The sequence below is a fragment of the Labedella endophytica genome (assembly GCF_003990045.1).
In the GTDB taxonomy this organism is placed as follows: Bacteria; Actinomycetota; Actinomycetes; order Actinomycetales; family Microbacteriaceae; genus Labedella; species Labedella endophytica.
Genome location: NZ_RZGZ01000001.1, coordinates 557,123 through 576,443, shown reverse-complemented (window position 1 = coordinate 576,443; position 19,321 = coordinate 557,123). Strand labels below are relative to the sequence as shown.

Sequence of the window (19,321 nt, the reverse complement as noted above, 5' to 3'; positions counted from 1 at the left end):
GCACCCGGTGGCTTCATCGATGAGTGACGGCGGTCAGATCCTCCGCACGAGGTAGTCCGTGAAGCGGATCGACGCCGGCGCCGTGCTCGATCCCGAGACGTAGAAGACGAGGCCCGTCGTCCCCGCGGCCTGGAGGACGGCGGTGGTGTCCGTGCGGCTGAGCTGCCACGCGTCTGGCTCGCTCTGCCCGTCGACCCACGCCTTCGCGCGGATCGTCGTCGGAGATGTGCCCGACACCTGCACCCTGACCGTCACGGTGCTGTCTGCCCGGTAGGTCGTGCCCGGAAGGGTCAGCGTCTGGAGCTTCGTCCCTCCGCGAGCGATCTGGAGCTGGAGTGTGCCGTTGGCGTTCAGGAGCACGAGGGCCGAGTACTTCTCGGAGCCGATCTGTCGACCGACCACCGTGACGTACTGCCCACCTCCTGTTGCGATCGCCGGGACCACGAAGGACACGGTCGAGTCGGTACCCGTCTCCGACACCGAGTTGAGCGAGACGGACCGCGAGGCTCCGGCTGCGTTGGTGATGACACCGGCACCGCCGTTCACTCCGAAGCCCGAGGCGGAGCCTCCGGTGGTCCAGGGGGCGCCGGACGTGCTGGTTCCCCAGCCGTTCGCGACCGTGCGCTGCTCGAACGTGTCTGCGGCGACCGTCTGGGCGTCCGCGGGGGCGGCCACCGCGACGGAACGGGTCGTCGAGGCGGTCGCCCCGTCGTCGTCCGTCACGGTGAGCGTCACCGTGTAGGTGCCGGCCGCCGCGTACGGGTGGGAGGTCGAGACCCCCGTGCCCGTCGTGCCGTCGCCGAAGTTCCACGCGTAGGACGCGATCGACCCGTCCGCATCGGCCGAGGCCGACGCGTTCACCGCGACCGTGAGGTCCGTCGGAGCCGCCGTGAAGGAGGCCGTCGGGGCCTGGTTCGCCGGCTCGTCGACCGGCGGGGTCACGGTGCCGGGGGCGACGGCCGAGAGGTCGTCGAACCGGACCGGGATCGGGCCGTTGGTGGTGGAGCCCGAGATGTAGGCCGTCATCCCGATCTGGCCGGCGGCTTGGAGGCCGGCGGTCGAGTCGGTCGTGCTGAGCTGCCAGGCCCCCGGCTCGGTCTGCCCGGCGATCCACACCTTCGACCGGATGGTCGTCGGCGATGTTCCGGTCGCCTCCACCTTCAGTCGGAGGGTGGTGCTCGGCGTCACCGTGAGTCCCGCGACGTTCGTCTGCGAGATCGCCGTTCCGTTGCGCAGGATCTGCAGCGTGACTGCTCCGGACTGGATCCGCACTCGGGCCGAGTAGTACGACGAGTCGACAGAGCGGGCGACGAGGGAGACGTACGACCCGCCTCCGTTCGCGAGGGTCGGCGTCGCGATGTCGGCCGCGAGCGTCACGTCGGTGACGGAGACCTGCCCGAGGCGCGCGTTGCGCGTCTGACCGGCTGCGAGTGTCATGACACCATCACCGCCGGCGACGGAGAACGCTGCGGCTCCGCCGGTCACGGTCCAGGGACCACCGGTGTTCGCCGCGCCCCAGCCGCTCGTCGCGGAGCGCTCGAAGGCGTCCGTGGCGATCGTCGAGGAGACGGGTGGCGCCGTCACGGTCACGGACCGGGTGGTCTGCGCCGTGGCTCCCTTGTCGTCCGTGACGGTGAGGGTCACGGTGTAGGTGCCGGCTTCGGCATAGGTGTGCGTCGCTGTCGCGCCCGTCGCCGTCCCGTCGTCTCCGAACTCCCACGAGTAGGACGCGATGGTCCCGTCCGGGTCGTTCGACGTCGCCGCGTCGACGCTCACGCCGAGCCCGGAACCCGCGGCCGTGAAGCTCGCCGTGGGGTTCTGGTTGGCCGGGGCCTCGACGGTGACGTTCCGCGTGGTCGTCGCCGTCCCGCCACGGTTGTCCGTGACGGTGAGCGTGACCACGAAGGTGCCCGCGCCGCCGTAGGTGTGGTCGGTGGTCACGCCCGTCGCCGAGGTCCCGTCCCCGAAGGCCCAGTCGTAGCTCGCGATCGTCCCGTCCGGGTCGCTCGACGCCGAGGCGTCGAACGAAGCGGTGAGGGCCGAGCCGCTCGCCGTGAACGAGGCGGTGGGTACCGCGTTGGGGGCGATGACGGTCACGTCGCGCGTCTCCGTCGCCGTTCCCCCGCGGTTGTCCGTCACGGTGACGGTCACGGAGTACGTGCCACCCGTCGTGTAGGAGTGCGAGACCATCGAACCGGTCCCCTGGGTGTCGTCACCGAAGTCCCACATGGTGGAGACGATGGTGCCGTCGGAATCGGCCGAAGCCGTTGCGTCGAACGCGACCGAGAGGTCGGTCGCCCCTGCCGTGAAGGACGCGGTCGGGAGGACGTTGGCCGCCGTCCCGAGGCCGAGGGTGTGGTGCTGCTCGACCTGCCCGTCCGTGAGGGGCGCGGAGTACACCGCGACCTCGTCGATCGTGCCGGCGAAGTACGGAGCGGTTCCGCCCCACGTCGTGTCGCCTCCGACCCTCCAGTACCCGGTGTAGTCCTGCGCACCGGTCTGCGGGTTGGTGCCGACTGAGACTCCGTCGACGTACAGCTTCATACCGGCGGACGACTGCTGGCCGACGACGTGGTGCCACGTCCCGTCGTTGAGCGCCGAGCTCGACGTGATGGTGTTCGACTGTCCCGTCCAGGTTCCGAAGGTCAGGCGACCGTCGTTCTCCATGTAGATGTGACGGTCGTATCCGTTGGAGCCGCCCGTGGGGCTCGCACCGAAGCCGATGATCTTGCCGCCGCGGGTCGTCGTGGTCTTGAACCACGCCTCGAGGGCGTACGTCGTCGGGTTCGCGTAGCTGTTCGTACTCGCGACGCCGGACTCGTTCCAGCCCCACCATTCCTCGGTGGGGGCGAACCGAGCGGCCGTGTCGGAGGTACCGGAGATGGCGCCGGCGGCGCCCTTCTCCACGAGTCCCGTGTAGGTGCCCGGGTTGCCGAACGGACCGGAGTCCGCTGCGACGGAGCCGCTCGACTCACCGAGTCGCCAGAAGCTCGTCGGCTCGAGGGTGAAGACCGCGGCGCCGTAGGCGTCCGTCGGGGCGACGGGGATCGTGGAAGCACGGCCCGACGCGACGTAGTGCGCGTCGATCTGCTGACGCGTCAGCACGCTCGAGTACACCGCGACGTCGTCGATCGCGCCGGTGAAGCGGTTGTTCGACGGGCCGTTCGGCCAGCCGCCGAGGTTGTCCCCGCCCACGCGCCAGTAGCCCGTGAAGATCTGGCCGGCCGTCGTGTCCGCGCGGCTCGCGACCTTCTTCGAGTCGACATACAGCTGCATGCCGCTCGGTCCCATGCTCGCGACCACGTGGTGCCACTGATCGTCGTTGTAGCTCGAACCGCTCGTCACGACCTGCGTGTTGCCGGTGTAGACGCCGAAGTTGATCCGACCGGAGTTGTCCATGTAGACGTGGCGGTCGTACGAACCGGAGTCACCGGTCCGCGCATTGCCGAATCCGATGATCTTTCCACCGGAGGTCGTGGACGTCTTGATCCACGCCTCGGCGGTGAACGTGTTCGGCCCGGACTGCGCGGCCGTCGAGACGCCGAAGGTGTCCGAGGCGCCCGAGAAGGTCGTCGCGGTGTCGTTCGAGGCGGCGGACTGACCGGTCGTGCCACGCGTGACGCTGCCCGTGAGGGTCAGGTCGTCGCCGGCCGCCCAGTCGTAGCCGGCGGTGCCGGACGCTTCGCCGAGGGGCCAGAACGAGGTGGGGCTGTCGTCGAGCACCGACTGGGCGTACGTGCTGATGGATCCGTTCGCCGCGACCGTGACGGTCACCGGGTTTCCCTGCGACGCGTTGCCGTAGGGATCGATCGCCCGGATGCGGTAGTTGTAGGTCGCCCCCGGCGTGAGCCCGGTGTCGGTGAAGGAGAGGATCGGCCTCGTGTAGAAGTTGGACCGGGCCGTCGTCGTGTAGACGGGGGTGGCCGTCTGGTTGTTCCGGATCACCTGGTACGTGAGGAGGGCGTTGTCCCGGTCGTGGTTGGCCGGCCAGGCGATGCGCGCGGTCCCCTCACTGAACGACACCACATTGGGCATGAAGTTCGTGCTGTTGAGTCGCGGACCGTCCGTGTTCGGTGCGATGTCCTTCGTCGCGAATCGGACGAGACCCTGCTGGCCCACGTTGTTGACCCTCGTGAACTCGCCCCCGTAGAGGACGTACTTCCCGGCGACGAGCACGTCCCACGGACCCTGGGTCGCTCCGGACGCCGAGCCGGTGTTGAAGGTGGGGAACCAGTCGAGGAGCGACGGGGCCGGGGTGCCGGCGTAGTTGTAGTAGCCGTGCGGGTCGGCCGTCAGCGTCTGCGTGGTCGCCTTGGTGAACGCGACGGCACGCTGGAAACCCCACGGGTCGGTCTGAGGGAAGCCGCCGAGGTTGCCGCAGTAGTGCGCGTGACCGGCCGTGTAGACGACATCGGAGCTCGCGGAGACCGAATACGTGTCGCCGTGGCAGTCCTCGACCCACTGGAGGCTGCCGTCGTTCCAATCGGCCTTGAAGGCGCCCTCGAGGTTGCCGCCGTCGCCGAAGACGTAGCCGGTGCCGTAGACGCTCGTCCCGTCGGACGAGAGCGACAGGATCGCGGCGTCCTCACCGCCGTTACGGACGAGGGAGTTGATTCCCCACGGCAAGATCTCGCCGGCTGCCGTGTCCACGGCTGCGAGGCCGTACCCGGGGTTGCTCGAGCCGTTCACGGTCGTGAACGACCCGCCGACGACGACCTTCGAGGAATCCGGGGACAGGGTGATGGCGTTCACCGATCCGCCCTCGATCCGCGGCGTCCATGCCGTCAGGACCCCGGCGCGGGAGAAGGCGGCGCCACGGAGGCGCTCGGTCGTTCCCACGGCGGTGAACGCGCCACCGACGAAGGCGGTCGCGTTCGTCGCGACGATCGCCTCGACACGGCGGTTCAGCTTGGGGGCGAACGTCGAGAGCGAATTGCCGGGGATGTCGAAGGCCGCGATGTAGGAACGCGCCGTGTCGTTGACGGTCGTGAAGTAGCCGCCCGCGTAGAGCCGGGTGCCGTCGGGCGAGGTCGCGAGCGCCTTGACCTGCTGGTTGAAGCGAGGTGCGAACGGCAGCAAGGCCCCCGTCGTCAGGTCGTAGGCGAGGAAGTTCTTCCGCACCACCGTGTTCGCGCCGGCCGCCGACCCGGCGGGTCGCGCGGTCTCGAACTTGCCGGCGACGTAGACCGTGTTGCCGATGACCGCCTGGTCCCAGACGACGCCGTCGATCTGGGGGGCGGGAAGCGCATCGGACGACACCGTCTCGGGCGTGCCTGCCAGGGGCAGCGTGTCCGCGACGGCCGGCTGCAGGGACAGCATGCTCAGCACGACGGCGGAAACGGTGACACCGACGAGGGCGACGAGCCGCGCTGCTCGTCGGGGCCGGGGAACGGAGGTCGCGGTCTCGGGGACCGACAACGATGGACTCATGGGGGACTCGCCGTCTCTGAGGGGAAGAGGATGCGCGACGGAGTGCGGGTGTCCGGGTCGGATTCGGGTCGTACCTGAGGACCACTCACATCGTGCTATGCGTAATGGTAGCTTTCCTCACGTTTTTCCCCTCCCCCCCGTTCGGGGCCGAAATCGCCCCCCGTCGGAGGGGCGGGATTCGAGCAGTCGTGGGGCGTACGACGACGGGCGGGCGGGGTCGACGATCGTCGACCCCGCCCGCCGTGGGCGATCGTGGAGCGCTTAGCGGGGTGCCTCGCCCTCGAAGACGACGGCAGGCTCGGCGGCCGCGTAGTCCACGGTGATCCGCACCTGACCACGATCGTCGGTCGGTACGTTGTAGACGAAGGTGCCGGTCACCGTCTCACCGGGCGCGACCTCGGACGGCAGAGCGACGCCGCCGGGCTCGGCGAGCTCGATCGCGGGGGTCTGGTCGGCACCGAAGTAGACGTTGGTGACAGCCCCGAGCAGCGAATACGCCTCGTCGCTGTCGTTCGCGAAGGTGACGGTGAAGCGCAGGGACGGCCCGGCGATCTCTCCCGGCATCGACGCCTCTCCCTCCACCGCCTCGAGGTCGGACAGCGCAACGGTGACGCCGTCGCCGACGGGGGCCGTGTCGTCGAACTCCCGGATGTCGTCGGTGACCTCGCCGCCCGCCTCCGGGTCGGCCGGGTCGGCGGACTCATCGGGCGCGCCCGGGTCGGCCGGTTCGTCGCTCGCGTCCGGATCGGACGCACCCGACGAGGCACTCGCGGAGGCCGATGCCGTCGCGGCCGGGGCCTGCGCGTTGGACGCGATCGACCAGGCCACGAGCGCGCCCACGAGGGCGACGACGACCACGACCACGAGGATCACGAGCGCCCGGCGACGCGAGTGGGCCTCGACCTCCGCGTTCTCCTCGGTAGAGCGCGGCTCCCCCGCCTCGTCCTGCGTCTCGTCGCTCATCGCGCCCCCTCCGTTTCCGGCGCGTCGAGCGCCACCATGTCTCTGAACCACTTGATCGCTGCGAGCAGCAGGAAGCCGGCGTTCGCCAGGAAGAGCAGGGCATACACGGCGAAGAACACCATCGGGGCACCGAGCAGGACGAACACGAAGCACAGCAGCCCGTAATCGGTGGGGATCACGAGGAACGATCTCAGTCGCGAGCCCCCGCCGGCCTCAGCCGTCCCCTTGCGTCCGCGCACGTACTTCAGCTGGTCGTTGAGGATCATCGCGAAGAACGTGACATTGGCCACGATCGAGAAACCGATCGGCACGAGCAGCCAGGCGTCCGTCGGGAGATCGAAGAAGCGGTAGGCCGAGATGAGCACGGCGATGTGCAGCGTCGAGATCTTGAGGGCGTCGACCACGTGGTCGAGCCACTCCCCCGCGGCGGACCCGCCGCCGCGCAGCCGAGCGACCTGACCGTCGGCCGAGTCGAAGGCGTATCCGGCGGCGAGCAGGATCCAGATGAGGACGCCCGACCACCAGACGGGCGGGACGGTGGCGAGGAGCGCGATTCCCGTGAAGGTGAGGAGGGCGCTCACCCCCGTGACCGCATTGGGTGTCATGCCCGCACGGTAGGCGGCGGCCGCGATGAAGCGACCGAGCTTGCGATTGACGTAGATGGAGTAGGCGGGCGCGCCGCTGGCCGCGCCCTTCTGGGCCGACGCGAGCCGCGCGACGGTGGCGCGATACCCCTCGGTGGGACGCTCGATGGTCGTCATGGTCACTCCTCGTTCGGGTCCGGACACGCTCCTCCCGGAGCGCGACCGATTCCACGTTACAGAAGGCGGCAGACGAATAACGAGGATCCCTCAGCTCGTACTCCCCCCAGTTCACGGGGTTTTCTCGCCGCGCGCGGCTCCCGTCGTTATGATCGTGAGAGTTCCTCACCTGAGGTTCCCTCGACTTCACGGCCGCGCGATCGCGTCGCCGACGCCCACCACCACGAGAGCAGGGGTGCAGCATGATCCGCATCGGATACGCCGCCGGGGCCTACGACCTCTTCCACGTCGGCCACCTCAACATCCTGAAGCACGCCAAGAGCGCGTGCGACTACCTCATCGCCGGCGTCGTGAGCGACGAACTCCTCATCTCGCGCAAGAAGGTGACCCCCGTCATCCCGCTCGCCGAGCGCATGGAGATCGTCGGCAACATCCGCTATGTCGACCAGGTCGTGGCCGAGGACCTCTCGTCGAAGATGGAGATGTGGGAGCGACTGCGCTTCACGACCTTCTTCAAGGGCGACGACTGGCGCGGCACCCCACAGGGACTCGCCCTCGAGCAGCAGTTCGCCGAGGTAGGCGTCGAGGTCGTCTACTTCCCGTACACGATGTCCACGTCGAGCACGGCCCTACGCCGCGCGCTCGCCTCTCTCGAAGCCGGAGCGACCGTCGCCGAACACGCCGTCGCTCGCGGCTGAGGTTGATCCCTCCCACCCTCGATCGACCCGTCCCCGACGCCTAGGCTGAGGCCATGAGCCAGCCGACACGGACCATCACCATCACCGGCGCGGGCGGACAGATCGGCTATGCGCTGCTGTTCCGCATCGCCTCCGGGGCCGTCTACGGCCCCGACACCCCCGTCTCCCTGCGCCTCCTCGAGATCCCCGCCGGCATCCGCGCGGCCGAGGGGGCTGCACTCGAGCTGCTCGACGGCGCCTTTTCGCTGCTGCGCTCCGTCGAGGTCACCGACGACGCCGACACGGCCTTCTCCCGCGCCGACGCCGCGCTCCTCGTCGGCGCCCGCCCGCGCACCGCCGGCATGGAACGCGCGGACCTCCTGGAGGCGAACGCAGCGATCTTCGGCCCGCAGGGCGCGGCGATCGCCCGGTCGGCCTCGCCCGACGTGCGGGTGGTCGTGGTGGGCAACCCCGCCAATACGAACGCCCTCATCGCCTCCGGCCACGCGGACGGTCTCCCGCTCGATCGGTTCAGCGCGATGACCCGGCTCGATCACAACCGGGCTCGGGGAATCCTCGCCGCCCACCTCGACGCTCCGGTCGCGGACGTCGACGGCGTGACGATCTGGGGCAACCACTCCGCGACCCAGTACCCCGACATCACACGGGCGACCGTGAAGGGCCGCGCCGCGACCGAGCTCCTCGACGATGCGTGGATCCGCGAGTCCTTCATCCCCCGCGTCGCCCGCCGGGGGGCCGAGATCATCGAGGTCCGCGGCTCGTCCTCGGTCGGCTCGGCGGCCTCTGCCGCGATCGACCATCTCCACGACTGGGTCGACGGGACCGCCGAGGGCACGTGGACCTCCGCCGCGATCCCGTCCGACGGCTCCTACGGGGTGCCGGAGGGACTCGTGTCGTCCTTCCCCGTGCGCTCGGTGGGCGGGGCCTGGCGGATCGTCGAGGGGTTCGAGATCGACGCGTTCTCGCGCGACCGCATCGACGCGTCGGTCGCCGAGCTCATGGACGAGCGCGAGCAGGCCAGGGCGCTCGGACTGATCTGAGCCGCCTTTCGCCCGGTCTCCGCGGGATAGGAATCAGGCCGAGCCGGCGCGGCGCTCCCGGTAGGCGTTCACGTTCATGCGGTTGCCGCAGTTCCCGACGTCGCAGTAGCGCTTCGACCTGTTCCGCGACAGGTCCACGAGGACCGCCTCGCAATCCGGGGCCGCGCACTCGCGCATGCGGTTCCACTCGTCCGAGCGCAGGACGTCGACGAACGCCATCGCCGCCTCAACCTGGAGGCGCGTCACGACAGGCGCGTCCGACTCCGTCGCGTGGATGTGCCAGTCGAATCCGTCGTGCCGCTGCAGCTGAGGAAGCGCCGCTCCCTCACGGAGGAGGGCGTTGACGCCGTCCACCGCCGCGTCGCGTTCGGCGAGCCAGATCGCGCGCAACCGCGGGCGCAACGCCCGGACAGCCTGGAGTTCCTCCTCCGTGCCGAATCGCGAACCGGTGAACTCCTCGGCGTCGAGAAAGGACACGAGATCGGCCGGGCTCGTCAGTTCATCGTCCCGCGAACGCGACGCCGCCGGCAACGTGTTGACGAGCAGCGCCGCCGCGACGAGCGATACCTCGGTGTCATGGGCGAAAAGCATGTTGACTCCTGACATCTCTGGTCGTAGTGTCAGGATCATCCTACCCGTTGACTCCTGACAGGACCCCACGATGCGCGCGACGACCTCCCCAGCCTCCGGCGTGCTCATCGGCGTCCTCTCGGCTCTCGCGTTCGGCGCGAGCGGGCCGTTCGTGAAGACCCTGCTCGAGGCGGGATGGTCGCCGGGTTCCGCGGTCTTCGCACGCACGCTGGGGGCCGCGATCGTGCTCACGCCCCTCGGGCTCTGGGCGGTGCGCGGTCGCTGGGGGATCGCCCGACGCGAATGGCGCCTCATCGTCGGATTCGGGATCATCGCGGTCGCGGGAGCGCAGCTCTGCTACTTCGCGGCCGTCTCCCGGATGCCCGTGGGGATCTCGCTCCTCATCGAATACCTCGCCCCCGTGCTGCTGGTGCTCGCCGCCTGGGCGCGCACGCGGCGGGCTCCGCGGGGTCGCATGATCGGCGGATCGGCGCTCAGCATCGGCGGGCTCGTCCTCGTCATCGATATCACGGGGGCCACGCCCGACGTGCTCGGGGTCGTCTTCGCCCTCGGCGCCGCCATCTGCCTGGGGTTCTACTTCGTCCTGTCCGCGCGGCCGACCGAGCTTCCCCCCGTCGCGCTCGCGGCGGGCGGGCTCCTCGTCGCGACGATCGCGCTCGGGTCGGCTCTGCTCGTCGGGGCGCTCCCCGCGTCAGCCCCGCTCGTGGACGTCGATCTCCTCGGCGCCGTCGTGCCCTGGTGGGTCCCGCTCGGCGTCATCGTGCTCGTCGCCACGGCCTTCGCCTATGTGACGGGAATCGTGGCGGCCGGTCGGATGGGCGAGCGGCTCGCATCCTTCGTCGGCTTGTCCGAGGTGCTGTTCGCCGTCGTGATCGCGTGGCTGCTCCTCGGCGAGGTGCCGAGCGTCGTACAGGCCCTCGGCGGTGTCCTCATCGTGGCCGGCGTGGTCGTCGTCCGCCTCGACGGAGCGGGCCGGGCCTCCACGGCCCCCCTGGACCTCCCGACCCCCGCCCCCATCTCTACCCCCTGAAAACTTCGTATGTGCCCGAATATTCGAGCACATACGAAGTTTTCAGGGGGGTCAGGTCAAACGGTGAGGGAGGGGCGGCCGGGCTTCGCGAGGGCCTTCTCGTCGATCGGCGCCGTGCCCGACTCGCGCTGATCGCGGTGATAGGCGCGGGCCTCGTCCTGGCGCTCCTGCTCCGCTCCCGACGTGATCGCGGCGCGCACGTGGCGCTGCTCGTACCCGAACGCGTGAACGAGATCGAGGGCGTGCGGTCGCAGTCGCGCGACGAGGCGGTTGATGTAGGCGTCGACGGCCTGGGCCCGCTGCGGCGAGAGACGGCCGTGGATGAGGTACCACGCGAGGTGCTTCTCGATGACGGAGAGTCCGAAGAGATCCCGCAGCCACGTGAGCACCTGGCGCGAACCCGCGTCCTCCGTCTTCTCGAGGGCCTCGGTGAAGGCCTCCCACTCGAGGAGTTCGCCGTGCGCCCTCGCTGCCTCGATCAATTCGTTCTGCTGGGAGTTGAACAGTGCGGCCGCCTCGGCCTTGCCGAGCTTCGTCGCGGGGCGCAGTCGCTGGGCGACCTCGGCGATCATCGTCTCGACGCGATCCGTGAGGAGCTCCCGCTGCACCTCGGTGTCGCGCAACTGGCCGACGGAGCGACGCACCCGACCGAAGTCCTTGAGCGTCTGTCCGAGCGAGCGCAGGCCCGACCCGTGGTAGGCGCGGTCGGCCGCCTGCTCGACGACGAAGCGCGCGAGGGCACCGGCGTCCGCCCCGCGGAATCGCTTGGAGTAGTCGCTGAGCAGTCGCTTGGCGACGAGTTGGAGGAGCACGTTGTTGTCTCCCTCGAACGTCACGTAGACGTCGAGGTCCGCGCGGAGCCCGACGAGCCGGTTCTCCGCGAGGAAGCCGGCGCCGCCGCAGGCCTCCCGGGACTCCTGGATCGTGTCGAGGGCCGCCCACGTGGACAGGGGCTTGAGCGCGGCGGCGAGCGTCTCGAGGTCCTGCCGGTCCGTGTCGGTGTCCGCGACCCCGCTGAACACCCGGTCGAACTTCACGAGGAGCTTGTCGTGGGCGAACGTGTGTGCGTACGTCTGCGCCAGTCTCGGCAAGAGCCGTCGCTGGTGGCGCTGGTAGTCGAGCAGCACCTCCTCGTCCGAGTCCGACGCCGCCGTGAACTGGCGACGCTGGGAGCCGTACTCGATGGCGATCTGGAGGGCGATCGCCGAGGCCGCCGTCGCGGCGCCGTCGAGCGAGACGCGGCCCTGCACGAGCGTGCCGAGCATCGTGAAGAAGCGTCGACCGGGGCTCGCGATGGGCGACGAGTAGGTCCCGTCCTCGGCGACATCGCCGTACCGGTTGAGGAGATTCTCGCGCGGGACGCGGACGCCCGTGAAGTGCAGCCGGCCGTTGTCGATGCCGTTGAGGCCGCCCTTCAGGCCGTCGTCCTCACCTCCGATTCCCGGGAGGAAACCGCCGTCCTCCCCGCGGATCGGGACGTAGAGGGCGTGCACACCGTGATTGACGTTCTTCGTGATGAGCTGCGCGAACACGACGGCCGCGGTGCCGTGAACGGCGGCGTTGCCGAGGTAGTCCTTCCAGGCGCCGCGGAACGGGGTGTCGATGACGAACTCGCCCGTGGCCTCGTCGAAGGTCGCCGTGGTGCCGATCGAGGCGACGTCGGATCCGTGACCCGTCTCGGTCATCGCGAAGATGCCGGGGACCTCGAGCGACATGATCCCGGGGAGCCAGGCGTCGTGGTGCTTCTCGGTACCGAGGTGGAGCACGGCGGCACCGAAGAGCCCCCATTGCACACCGGACTTGATCTGGTGCGACGGGTCACCGACGACGAGCTCCTCGAAGCCGGCGATGTTCCCGCCGTGGTCGTCCTCCCCACCGAGCCGCGTCGGGAAGGCGCGGTGCACCTGTCCGTCCTCGACGAGCATCCTCAGCTGCTCGAGTGCGCGTTCGCGGTGTTCGGGGTACGGCTGCCCCTCGATCTTCTGCATCTCGGGCCGAGCGGCGAGTTCGCGGGACGCGAGTCGCTCCTCCGGCCAGGAGCCGAGGAGGAGCCGGCGGACCGCCTCGATGTCGATACGGTCGGCGCCCGGCCGGACGTCGATCGGACCGGTGTCGACCCGCTCCGTGACGTCGGCCACCTCGGCGACCTCGTCGTTCGTGTCCGTGACGTTCGTGCGGTCGACTGTGTTCGACATCGATTCTCCTCTGCTCGTGCGTGGCCGGACGGTGATCGCCTCCGAGATCGTCGGAACGCGACCGGCTCGACCCTGCTGCACCCTCCACGCTACGAAGAGGATGCCCGGTGCGGAAACGGGCCGTCCACGGCCCACAAAAGCGCGCTGCCGCCGCCCCGCCCCGTTGTGCGAATCGACAAACGGGGGCCCGATCGGCCAGCGACCCTCTACAAGCAGAGACCCTCTACAAGCAGAGACCCTCTACAAGCAGAGACCCTCTACAAGAAGGGGAGTACCTCCACTACCGGGAACGACACCATGCTCGCGATCAGGAGTCGCTGCCCACTCGCCCCGACACGACGGCGACGACGGCCTCGCCGTAGCTCGCCCGCTTCTTCTCTCCGATGCCGGTGATGCCGTCGAGCTCCGAGATGGAGGAGGGCTTTGCGAGGGCGATCGCGCGGAGGGTGGCGTCGCCGAACACGATGTAGGCAGGCACACCGGCCGTCTTCGCCTCCTCCGCACGCCAGGCCCGGAGCGCCTCGAAAAGCTCGCGGTCCGCGACGTCGAGGTCGGCCGCGGCCGGTCGAGCGGCCTTCACTCGGGTGACCCAGCCCGTCTCCGTGCGGAGGGACACTGTCCGCACCCCCGACAGCACCTCGCCGCTGGCCTCCGTGATCACGAGCGTCCCGTACTCTCCGTGCGTGGCGAGAAGGCCGGCGGCGAGCAGCTGCCGGATCACACCCCGCCACTGTTGGTCGGTGAGATCCGCTCCGATCCCCCACGTCGCGAGCGCGTCGTGCCCGTGCTGACGCACCCGGGGGGTCTCGTTGCCGCGGAGGATGTCGATGAGGTGCCCGGCACCGAACTGCTGGTTGCGCTCGCGCTTCAAGCGCACGACCGTGGAGAGGAGCTTCTGCGCCGGAACGGTGCCATCCCACACCTCCGGCGGGACGAGGCACGTGTCGCAGTTGCCGCAGGGAGTCGACTCCTCGCCGAAGTAGCGCAGGAGATCGACGCGCCGGCAGCCCACCGTCTCGCAGAGGGCGAGCATCGCGTCGAGGTGGGCCGACAGTCGGCGTCGGTGAGCGAGGTCGCCGGGGGACTCGTCGATCATCCGGCGCTGCTGCACGACGTCGTTGAGGCCGTAGGCGAGCCACGCGACGGACGGCTCGCCGTCGCGACCCGCTCGACCCGTCTCCTGGTAGTAGCCCTCGACCGACTTGGGGAGATCGATATGGGCGACGAAGCGCACGTCCGGCTTGTCGATCCCCATCCCGAAAGCGATCGTCGCGACGATGACGACGCCGTCCTCCCTGAGGAAGCGCGACTGCACCCGCGCGCGCTCGGAGGACTCGAGTCCCGCGTGGTAGGCGAGAGCATCGACGCCATTGGCCCGGAGGTATTCGGCCGTCTTCTCCACCGTGTTGCGACTGAGGGCGTAGACGATGCCCGCGCTCGGTGGGCCGTCACCGCCCTGCCGCCCCTCGGTGCGGATGAACTCGAGCAGTTGCTTGCGCACCTCGTTCTTCGACACGATCCGGTACTGGATGTTCGGCCGGTCGAAGCTCGACACGAAGTTGCGCGCGTCGCGCAGGGACAAGCGTTCGGCGATCTCCCGATGGGTCGCGGCCGTCGCGGTGGCGGTGAGCGCGATGCGCGGCACGTCGGGCCAGCGCTCCGCCAGTTCGCCGAGAGAGAGGTAGTCCGGCCGGAAGTCGTGACCCCACTGGGACACGCAGTGGGCCTCGTCGATCGCGAAGAGCGCGATCCGCCCGCGCTCGAGGAAGCGCTTGGTCTGCTCGGACGACAGCCGCTCCGGCGCGATGTAGAGCAGATCGAGCTCGCCCGCGAGGTAGGCGCGTTCCACGCCGTCGCGCTCGTCTCGGCTCTGCGTGGAGTTGAGGAACTCCGCCCGCACGCCGACGGCGCGCAGCGCCTCGACCTGATCGTGCATGAGGGCGATGAGCGGAGACACGACGATGCCGGTGCCCGGACGCAGGAGGGATGGGATCTGGTAGCAGAGGCTCTTGCCGCCACCCGTGGGCATGAGCACGATCGCGTCGCCCCCGACGCCCACGTGCTCGACGATGGCCTGCTGATCGCCCCGGAACGACTCGTAGCCGAACACCCGGTGCAGGACCTCGCGCGCCGAGGGCGCGTCGGGCATGATCGTCGTCTCCACGCCCTGCACCCTACCCGCCTCCACCGACATCCGCGGGCCGCCAGGGTCCGAACCGGGGACGGTCTGCCCTAGGCTTCGGTCGTGATCACGGTCGTCCTCGGGCTCGTCGGCGCCCTCGTCTTCGGCGCGGCCGACTTCCTCGGCGGACTCTCGTCGAAGCGGATCAGCGCCGTGCTCACCACGGCCGTGTCCGCCGTCGCGGGGCTCGTGATCCTCGGGATCTGCGCCCTCGTCGTCCCGGGGGAATGGTCGACCGCCGCCGCCGTCTGGGGAGCGTTGTCCGGTGTCACCGGGGCGCTCGCCGTGTTCCTCCTCTACGCGTGCCTCGCGATCGGGCCGATGAGCATCCTCTCGCCGCTCACCGCCGTGGTCTCCGCGGTCGTGCCCGTGACGTGGGGCTTCATCGGCGGCGAGCGCCTCGGCCCGCTCGCCGCCGCGGCGATCGGTCTCGCACTCGTGTCCGTCGTGCTCGTCGGCTTCGTCCCGGAGAAGGGGGCGGTCCGGCCGTCGGCGAAGGGATTGATCATGGCGGTGGCGTCCGGCGCGCTCATCGGCACCTTCTTCATCCTGCTCGATCAGACGCCCGACGACTCGGGCCTCCTCCCCCTCGTCCTCAATCGCGGTGTCAACGCCGCCATCATGTTCACGGCGTTCGGGATCATCGTTCTCGTGGTCCGCCGCGGGCGAGCGCGCCGCGCGGAACCGCGTCCCTCCGTCGATGCGCGTCCCGCGATCCGGAACGGGCTCGCGCTCGCGCTCGCGTGCGGAGCGCTCGACGGGGCGGCCAACGCCGTCATCCTCGTCGGGCTGCGCGCCGGCGATCTGAGCGTCATGAGTGTGCTCATCGCGATGTATCCGGCGGGCACCATCCTGCTCGCCGCCGTGGTTTTGCGGGAGCGGATCGCGCCCCTGCAGTGGGTCGGCCTCGCTCTCGCCCTCGCAGCGGCGGGAATCCTCGCCGTCGCGTGAGCGTTCCATCGTGCAGGCTCCGGTGCCAGAATCGGAGCACCACGATCCGGGCGGACGTCCGGGAGACGAGGACCTCATGAGCACGGATTCCGCGACGACCGATGCGGCGAGCGGCGAACCCCGCATCGTCGACGTCCCGCACGCGAACCGGTACGAGCTGTGGGTCGGCGAGGACCGCGTCGGTTTCTCCGCCTACCGCCGCGAACCCGGTCGGGTCATGTTCACCCACACCGTCGTCGACCCCGCCCACGAGGGGCACGGCTACGGCAGCGCGATCGCACGCGCCGTGATCGAGGACGCCGTGCAGCGCGGAGAGACGATCGTCCCGCGGTGCCCCTTCATCGCGGCCTGGCTCGAGAAGCACCCGGACGCAGCGACCGACATCGAATGGCCGGATAGCGACCGGCCATGACACGCCTCGACGCTGAGACGGACGAACCGTCCCTCCACCGTGACGGTGCGCCGGGACCCGTGGTCGAGCTGCTCGACGCCCGTGAGGTCCCCCTCGGAGGCGTCCGCGGCATCACCGTGCACCGCACCCTCCCTCAGCGGGCGCTGCCGATGGTGGGAGCGTGGTGTTTCCTCGACCGCTTCGATCACGAGAGCGCCGTGATGCGGGTCCTGCCTCACCCGCACATCGGACTGCAGACCGTCACCTGGCCGATCGACGGCGACATCCGCCACCGCGACAGCGTCGGGAGCGACGTGGTCGTGGCGCCCGGGCAGCTCAACATGATGACGGCCGGTCTCGGCATCTCTCACTCGGAGCTCTCCCTCCCCGAGGAGCCGGCCGAGATGCATGGCCTGCAGTTGTGGACGGCGCTCCCGGCGGCCTCCGCGCACGTGGCCCCCTTCTTCGAGCAGCACACCGAGCTCCCTGTGCACCGACAGCCCGGTCTGGCCGCCACCGTCATGCTCGGAACGCTCGGAGGCGCGACATCCCCGGCCATGGTGTTCTCCCCCCTCCTCGGGGCCGACATCGTCGTGGAGCCGGGCACCGACGTCTCGCTCCCCCTCGATACCTCTTTCGAGCATGCCGTCCTCGTCTTGAGCGGTACGGTCACCGTCGCCGGCACGAGGGTCTCGTCCGGTCCGCTCCTCTACCTCGGATCGGGGCGTTCCGTGCTCGCGATCGAGAGTACGGACGGCGCCCGCTTCGTCCTGCTCGGCGGCGAGCCCTTCGAGGACGATCTCGTGATGTGGTGGAACTTCGTCGGACGCGACCACGACGAGATCGTCGCGGCACGCACCGATTGGGAGGCGAGGAACCCCCGCTTCGGCGTCGTCGAGGGACACGGGGACGACCGCATCCCGGCCCCTCCCCTTCCGACGGTCCGGCTCACGCCCCGTCGACGCCGCCCGATCCAGCCGGGCTGAGCCGCCGCGCGGGATCCGGAGCGCCGCGACCGAGCATCAGGACCGCCACCGACAGGAGCACACTGCCCACGACGGCGATGGGCAGGCCCATGGACCACTCCATCACGACGAACGGCGGGATGAAGGCGAGAAGGGTCGCCACCGCGACGATCGCCGGACGCGGGGTCGCCCCCGCCATGCGCGGAGCCTCCCAGCGACCGACGAGGAACGACAAGGCGAAGACCGCGGCCATGACGAGCACGAACAGCAGCGGGCGCGACCACCACCACGCGGGGCTCGCGGGCGCCGGGCTCGCCCACGGCACGAGGAGCGCCGCCCCCGAGACGATCAGGATGACGGGGAGGTGCCACAGGTAGATGGTCATGAGTCTCGTGCCGACGACGAACACGGCCGCACGGGCGGCGTGTGTGTTCATGAGCCGTGAGAGGACCGGTCGGAGCAGCCGCAGCACGCACGCCTGGCCCACCGCGAGCGCCACGAGCGGGACGGTGGGCGGATTGAGGTTTCCGAGCATGTCGACGGAGTACGGGCCCCACTCCGTGAGCGGGACGAGGGTGGCGTACGCGACGGCGGCGATCACGGCGAGGGTCCACCAGCGCCGTGCCACGAACCACCCGTCGGCGTACCAGAACCCGATCTGCTGGACGAGGAGCCACACGAAGAAAAGGTTCGCGAGCCCGATCCCGTCGATACCGGCGGTGTAGCGCAGCGCGTCGACCACGACGGCTCCGGCGAGGAGCACGAGCAGGGCCCGCCGGGGAGCGCGCGCGTGCCAGCCGGCCATGAGCGGCACGAGCGCCTGGCAGAGCGTGTAGGCGGCGAGGAACCACAGGGGCGAGGCTGCTCCGACGACGGCGACCTCGACGAGCCCCGGGTCGACCCCGAGCAGTCGGGCGCCCCCGATCGCGACGACGTAGAAGACGAACAGCGGAAGGGCGGGCTGCGCGAGCCGGAGCACCCGGTTCCGGACGTAGTCGGCCGCGTTCCCGCCGCGCCTCCGCAGGCTCCGCCAGGCGGTGAGGGACGCGAAGCCCCCGACGACGAAGAAGAGGGGCATGATCTGGCCGATCCAGGTCACCGGCGCGAACCACCACTGCTCCTCGAGCGGCCGCGACACGGCGATGCCACCGTCGGGGCCCGTGCCGACGCCGACCATGAGGAGGTGGATCACGACGACGAGCAGCACGCAGAAGACGCGCGCCAGGTCGAGGGTGAGGTCCCTCTTCGAGAGGTCAATCGATGCTGCGCTGCTCGCGGCGCTCGACCGGGAGGGGGACGTTCCGACTGCTGCGGCCTCGCTCATGCAGTCAGCATAGGAGTCGGCGCATGCCGGGGCGGGATTCCTCCACCCGGTGCGGCACGGTCGACCGAGCCGCATCGTCCGAACCGGCTCGCGTTCTAAGGTATGCCTAACTAAACTGACGTTTGCACCGCCGCTCGATCACGACACCTCTCCTGCGATCCGAAAGCACGCCAGAATGACCTCTCTGAGCACTCGCCTCCTCCTCACGTGCGCCGCCATCGGCGTCGCCGGCGGGCTCGTCTTCGGGATCGTCGGCTACCTGCACGCGGTCGTCCTGCTCACCGTCCCGGTGATCTACGGCGTACTCATCGGCGTGTACTTCTTCCCCGGCGTGGTGGCGCAGACCCTCCTCCGCCGCGGTGGAGTGGCATTGCTCACGGGCACGATCGCAGGCCTCGCCGCGTCCGCCATCGATCCGGTCAACCTGTGGAGGCACGTGGGGGTTGGGCTCCTCATCGGGGCACTGCAGGAACTGCCGTTCCTCGTCACGCGTTATCGCTACTGGAAGGGCTGGGTCTTCGCCGTCGCCGCGATCGTCGCCGGCATCGTCATGGGGGTCTTCGTTCTGATCCTCGTGGGCCCCGATCATTTCCCACCCCTCGCGGAGACCGTCTACATCGGACTCTTCGTCGTGAGCCCCCTCGTCGTCACCTGGTTGGCCCGCCTCGTCGCGCGCGGTGTCGACTCGACGGGCGCCGCTCGGGGAGTCCAGGGAGAGATGGACCGCCGACGCCCGCGGAAGCACCCGGCCCCGCTCGCGATGGCCGCTGCGTGACCGCCGTCGAACGACCGGCTCCGCG

General features: G+C 69.9%; 14 protein-coding genes. 7 read left to right on the top strand and 7 right to left on the bottom strand.

Annotated features, from left to right (window positions below):
• Positions 1-33 precede the first annotated feature (33 nt).
• From ELQ94_RS17665 to ELQ94_RS02715, 3 genes are all read right to left on the bottom strand, one after another.
• Positions 34-5,430, bottom strand: coding sequence for a PKD domain-containing protein (locus tag ELQ94_RS17665; protein WP_127046893.1), 5,397 nt, complete (start codon positions 5,428-5,430; stop codon positions 34-36).
• A gap of 261 nt (positions 5,431-5,691) precedes the next feature.
• Complete coding sequence (locus ELQ94_RS17220; protein WP_166404632.1) at positions 5,692-6,393, bottom strand: hypothetical protein; 702 nt, start codon at positions 6,391-6,393, stop codon at positions 5,692-5,694.
• Positions 6,390-7,154 (bottom strand): CDP-alcohol phosphatidyltransferase family protein, encoded by a 765-nt coding sequence (locus tag ELQ94_RS02715; protein WP_127046891.1) that lies wholly within the window; start codon positions 7,152-7,154, stop codon positions 6,390-6,392. The genes ELQ94_RS17220 and ELQ94_RS02715 overlap by 4 nt, the downstream gene beginning before the upstream one ends.
• 242 nt (positions 7,155-7,396) lie before the next feature.
• Here ELQ94_RS02715 and ELQ94_RS02710 point away from each other — a divergent pair, with 242 nt between their 5' ends.
• Positions 7,397-7,852 (top strand): FAD synthase family protein, encoded by a 456-nt coding sequence (locus ELQ94_RS02710; protein WP_127046889.1) that lies wholly within the window; start codon positions 7,397-7,399, stop codon positions 7,850-7,852.
• A 53-nt stretch (positions 7,853-7,905) separates the two neighbouring features.
• Positions 7,906-8,892, top strand: coding sequence for a malate dehydrogenase (locus ELQ94_RS02705; RefSeq protein WP_127046887.1), 987 nt, complete (start codon positions 7,906-7,908; stop codon positions 8,890-8,892).
• A gap of 33 nt (positions 8,893-8,925) precedes the next feature.
• On the opposite strand, the gene ELQ94_RS02700 is transcribed toward ELQ94_RS02705, so the two are convergent.
• A complete protein-coding gene (locus ELQ94_RS02700; RefSeq protein ID WP_127046885.1) occupies positions 8,926-9,483 on the bottom strand; it encodes a CGNR zinc finger domain-containing protein in 558 nt (185 codons plus the stop codon).
• 70 nt (positions 9,484-9,553) lie between these two features.
• Between ELQ94_RS02700 and ELQ94_RS02695 the strand changes: the two genes are divergently transcribed.
• Positions 9,554-10,513, top strand: coding sequence for an EamA family transporter (locus ELQ94_RS02695; protein WP_127046883.1), 960 nt, complete (start codon positions 9,554-9,556; stop codon positions 10,511-10,513).
• Between the two features lie 56 nt (positions 10,514-10,569).
• Here the strand turns inward: ELQ94_RS02695 and ELQ94_RS02690 are convergent, their stop codons facing one another.
• On the bottom strand, positions 10,570-12,708 hold the full coding sequence (locus ELQ94_RS02690; protein ID WP_127046881.1) for an acyl-CoA dehydrogenase family protein: 2,139 nt from the start codon (positions 12,706-12,708) through the stop codon (positions 10,570-10,572).
• A gap of 307 nt (positions 12,709-13,015) precedes the next feature.
• On the bottom strand, positions 13,016-14,902 hold the full coding sequence (recQ, locus tag ELQ94_RS17515; RefSeq protein WP_127046879.1) for a DNA helicase RecQ: 1,887 nt from the start codon (positions 14,900-14,902) through the stop codon (positions 13,016-13,018).
• A 51-nt stretch (positions 14,903-14,953) separates the two neighbouring features.
• On the opposite strand from recQ, the gene ELQ94_RS17510 reads away from it, so the two are divergent.
• From ELQ94_RS17510 to ELQ94_RS02670, 3 genes are all read left to right on the top strand, one after another.
• Positions 14,954-15,841, top strand: coding sequence for an EamA family transporter (locus ELQ94_RS17510; protein WP_127046877.1), 888 nt, complete (start codon positions 14,954-14,956; stop codon positions 15,839-15,841).
• A gap of 76 nt (positions 15,842-15,917) precedes the next feature.
• Positions 15,918-16,253 carry a GNAT family N-acetyltransferase gene (locus tag ELQ94_RS02675; RefSeq protein WP_127046875.1) on the top strand — a complete coding sequence of 112 codons (336 nt, stop codon included), beginning with the start codon at positions 15,918-15,920 and terminating at the stop codon, positions 16,251-16,253.
• Complete coding sequence (locus tag ELQ94_RS02670) at positions 16,250-17,218, top strand: pirin family protein (RefSeq protein WP_127046873.1); 969 nt, start codon at positions 16,250-16,252, stop codon at positions 17,216-17,218. Before ELQ94_RS02675 ends, ELQ94_RS02670 begins: the two co-directional genes overlap by 4 nt.
• Here the strand turns inward: ELQ94_RS02670 and ELQ94_RS02665 are convergent.
• The gene (locus ELQ94_RS02665) at positions 17,181-18,521 is read right to left on the bottom strand and encodes an acyltransferase family protein (protein WP_127046871.1); all 1,341 of its coding nucleotides are present in this window, start codon (positions 18,519-18,521) and stop codon (positions 17,181-17,183) included. The genes ELQ94_RS02670 and ELQ94_RS02665 overlap by 38 nt on opposite strands.
• 175 nt (positions 18,522-18,696) lie before the next feature.
• Here ELQ94_RS02665 and ELQ94_RS02660 point away from each other — a divergent pair, with 175 nt between their 5' ends.
• On the top strand, positions 18,697-19,296 hold the full coding sequence (locus tag ELQ94_RS02660) for an ECF transporter S component (protein ID WP_127046869.1): 600 nt from the start codon (positions 18,697-18,699) through the stop codon (positions 19,294-19,296).
• The last annotated feature ends 25 nt before the right edge of the window (positions 19,297-19,321 follow it).

Excerpts from the sequence above, each read along its gene's own strand:
- ELQ94_RS17665 (WP_127046893.1), bottom strand. The coding sequence starts at position 5,430 with ATGAGTCCATCGTTGTCGGTCCCCGAGACCGCGACCTCCGTTCCCCGG.
- ELQ94_RS17220 (WP_166404632.1), bottom strand. The coding sequence starts at position 6,393 with ATGAGCGACGAGACGCAGGACGAGGCGGGGGAGCCGCGCTCTACCGAG.
- ELQ94_RS02715 (WP_127046891.1), bottom strand. The coding sequence starts at position 7,154 with ATGACGACCATCGAGCGTCCCACCGAGGGGTATCGCGCCACCGTCGCG.
- ELQ94_RS02710 (WP_127046889.1), top strand. The coding sequence starts at position 7,397 with ATGATCCGCATCGGATACGCCGCCGGGGCCTACGACCTCTTCCACGTC.
- ELQ94_RS02705 (WP_127046887.1), top strand. The coding sequence starts at position 7,906 with ATGAGCCAGCCGACACGGACCATCACCATCACCGGCGCGGGCGGACAG.
- ELQ94_RS02700 (WP_127046885.1), bottom strand. The coding sequence starts at position 9,483 with ATGCTTTTCGCCCATGACACCGAGGTATCGCTCGTCGCGGCGGCGCTG.
- ELQ94_RS02695 (WP_127046883.1), top strand. The coding sequence starts at position 9,554 with ATGCGCGCGACGACCTCCCCAGCCTCCGGCGTGCTCATCGGCGTCCTC.
- ELQ94_RS02690 (WP_127046881.1), bottom strand. The coding sequence starts at position 12,708 with ATGTCGAACACAGTCGACCGCACGAACGTCACGGACACGAACGACGAG.
- recQ (WP_127046879.1), bottom strand. The coding sequence starts at position 14,902 with ATGTCGGTGGAGGCGGGTAGGGTGCAGGGCGTGGAGACGACGATCATG.
- ELQ94_RS02675 (WP_127046875.1), top strand. The coding sequence starts at position 15,918 with ATGAGCACGGATTCCGCGACGACCGATGCGGCGAGCGGCGAACCCCGC.
- ELQ94_RS02670 (WP_127046873.1), top strand. The coding sequence starts at position 16,250 with ATGACACGCCTCGACGCTGAGACGGACGAACCGTCCCTCCACCGTGAC.
- ELQ94_RS02665 (WP_127046871.1), bottom strand. The coding sequence starts at position 18,521 with ATGAGCGAGGCCGCAGCAGTCGGAACGTCCCCCTCCCGGTCGAGCGCC.
- ELQ94_RS02660 (WP_127046869.1), top strand. The coding sequence starts at position 18,697 with ATGACCTCTCTGAGCACTCGCCTCCTCCTCACGTGCGCCGCCATCGGC.